The organism is Pseudoalteromonas sp. TB64, assembly GCF_000498095.1.
GTDB lineage: Bacteria > Pseudomonadota > Gammaproteobacteria > Enterobacterales > Alteromonadaceae > Pseudoalteromonas.
The window spans coordinates 1-2761 of the sequence record NZ_AUTQ01000183.1 but is presented as its reverse complement, the minus strand read 5'-3'; the positions used below and the strand labels follow the sequence as shown (position 1 = coordinate 2761).

The following is a 2761-nucleotide window of genomic DNA, read 5'->3' as shown; positions in this document are numbered from 1 at the left end:
CCGACATAACAATACCGGCAGGGCCATCCCATGGTTCCATGTGCATAGAGTTAAAATCGTAAAATGCACGTAAGTCGTCATCCATTGCACGATTTTTTTGCCATGCAGGCGGCACAAGCATACGCATAGCGCGGAATAAATCCATGCCACCAGCTAAAAATAGCTCAAGCATATTATCTAGGCTTGATGAATCAGAGCCTGTTTCATTTACAAACGGCGCTGCTGTTTGTAAGTCAGGAATAAGCGGTGACGCAAACTTATAAGAGCGCGCGCGTGCCCACTGACGGTTCCCTTCAATGGTATTAATTTCACCATTGTGTGCTAAATACCTAAACGGCTGAGCAAGTGGCCAACGTGGTTGTGTATTAGTAGAAAAACGCTGATGAAAAACACAAATCGCACTTGTCATACGAATATCAGCTAAATCTAAGTAAAAGTTCGGTAAATCTGCAGGCATCATTAAGCCTTTATAGATAGTTACCAACCCAGATAAACTTGCAATATAAAATGCTTCGTCATCAACAATGCGTTTTTCAGCACGGCGGCGTGCCACATATAAGCGACGTTCTAAATCTTTAGAACGCCAACCTTCTGGCGCGCTAACAAAAATTTGTTCAAACCCTGGTAGCTGCTGTACAGCGATAGGACCCAGCATTGAAGGATCGGTTGGGACTACACGCCAACCTAAAATATTTAACGTCTCTTTTTCTAATTCTTCGCTAAGTATTTGTTTTGCAGCTTGCGCTAAAACAGGGTCTGAATTTAAAAAAATCATACCCACTGCGTAGTTTTTACCTAAATGCCAATTATGTTCACTGGCAATAGCACGAAAAAAACTATCTGGTTTTTGTAATAACAAACCACAGCCATCGCCTGTTTTACCATCAGCAGATATACCGCCACGGTGCTGCATACGATCCAGCCCTGTAATAGCAGTACGTATAAGCCTATGACTAGCCTGACCATTAACTTGGGCAATTAAGCCAAAGCCACAATTTTCTTTTTCTAACTTTGAGTCGTATAACATAGACCCCTCCCCTTGCTGCACTGTTAGCGTGGATGAACTACTCGACGATTTGCTAACAGACGGACAAAACTAGCCTCTATCTTAAATAGAGTCAATAGCACTTTGAATACATATTCACATTCTTGAATATTTCTCACCTCATAGCAACATTTCTTTTTTATCATCAATTTTAACAATTAGCGCTATATTGGTCGTTATTTTTTCATAACACCGGTGTCAAGTTTAACATTTTGTAAAAACAAACACTCCCCAAGATACAGCTTACGTAAACGTAAAGCAGCACCCGAGTGAATAAATATTCAAGAAAACTAAAGTTATTCAGTTAACATTTAGATAGTTTTATGCTAATTGCGAAGTTTTAAGGTTTAACCTCTCTCCTTTTTGCCGCTCCTTTGTATAGTTATTAATATTTGTGGCATTTTTAGCCTCTTAATAATGAATTTTTATTTACCGATATATCTTTTATAAACATTATTTATGTTCGAGTACATGTTAAAAATCTAATCAAAGTATATTAAACATATAAATTTTAACTACTTATGATTTATTTTTTCCTACATTTATATGTTTTCTCTTAAGCAGCAGCACCCATAAAACTTATTTTTATCGTTATTAAAACGATGTAATGCCAATTAGCTTAAATAAATGGTCTATTTTGAGGTAAGAAAACTTTGTCGATAACAAGGCAGAAATTTTGTTATTTTGTCCTACATCATAAATTTTTAACGCAGTTAGCGTCAGGTTTAACCCCTCAAATTGATTAAGCATTATTGTGGATTGGTATAAGTGTTGTGCTGGTTTTTTGATTATTTTATAAAAGGTGTAAATATTCGGTTTTAATAACAAGGACACTAGGGGCTGTTGATCTTTGTAGTATATATATTAATCAGCCCACATTGGTAGCCACATCATAGTAAATGCTAAAGCGAGCATGGAATGATAATTCCGTTCAAGCTTTTCATACCTTGTAGCTATCCCTCTATATTGTTTGATCCGACCAAAGGCATTCTCAACTAAGTGCCTATATTTGTACATGCACCAGTCAATATCTTCATTACCCACTAAACTGTTATCCTTGCGTGGAATAACGGGTGTAGCGCTATTATCACGAATAAACTCTCTTAGTTTTTCACTATCGTAGCCTTTATCTGCGACAACCACATTACTCGTTGGGCAATTGTCTACAAGTGACTCTGCATGGACGATATCATGCGTATTTCCACAGGATAATTCATAATAAACAGGCAATCCTCCGCTATCTACTGCAAGATGAATTTTAGTCGAATTGCCACCTCGACTCTTACCGATTGATTCATTGCCAGCGGTTCTTGCACCGCAACTATGCTGGTGAGCCCTGACAATACTGCCATCAATAAAGATCCAATCCATATCAGCATAGTGGGATAACACACGAAATAATTCATTCAAAATATCTTTTTTGGACCATAAATTAAATCGTCTATAGATAGCACTCCACGAGCCGAAATAAGACGGTAAATCTCGCCAAGGAATACCGGTACGCATCTTATAGAGTATGCCTTCGAGCGTTTTTCTATGCTCAGGCTTATTATAAATTCGACCACTTAAGTGCATTACTTTTGATAAGACATTCCATGTCGCGTCTGTTAACATTAATCTTGGCATGAGGGTTCGGTGTAACGTTTTTTAGCGAATTCAATTATACCTTATCCTCATGCTGTTTGTTTTTTATACCGCAAAGATCAACACGCCCTA

General features: G+C 37.7%; 1 protein-coding gene and 1 pseudogene. Both read right to left on the bottom strand.

Annotation, left to right across the window (positions count from 1 at the left end):
• A pseudogene (gltB, locus tag L647_RS0115245) lies at positions 1-1027 on the bottom strand (glutamate synthase large subunit); the annotation flags it as partial.
• An 882-nt stretch (positions 1028-1909) separates the two neighbouring features.
• Entirely contained in the window at positions 1910-2671 is a 762-nt protein-coding gene (locus L647_RS0115240; RefSeq protein ID WP_024611512.1) for an IS5 family transposase, read from the bottom strand.
• Between the last annotated feature and the right edge of the window lie 90 nt (positions 2672-2761).

Excerpts from the sequence above, each read along its gene's own strand:
- L647_RS0115240 (WP_024611512.1), bottom strand. The coding sequence starts at position 2,671 with ATGCCAAGATTAATGTTAACAGACGCGACATGGAATGTCTTATCAAAA.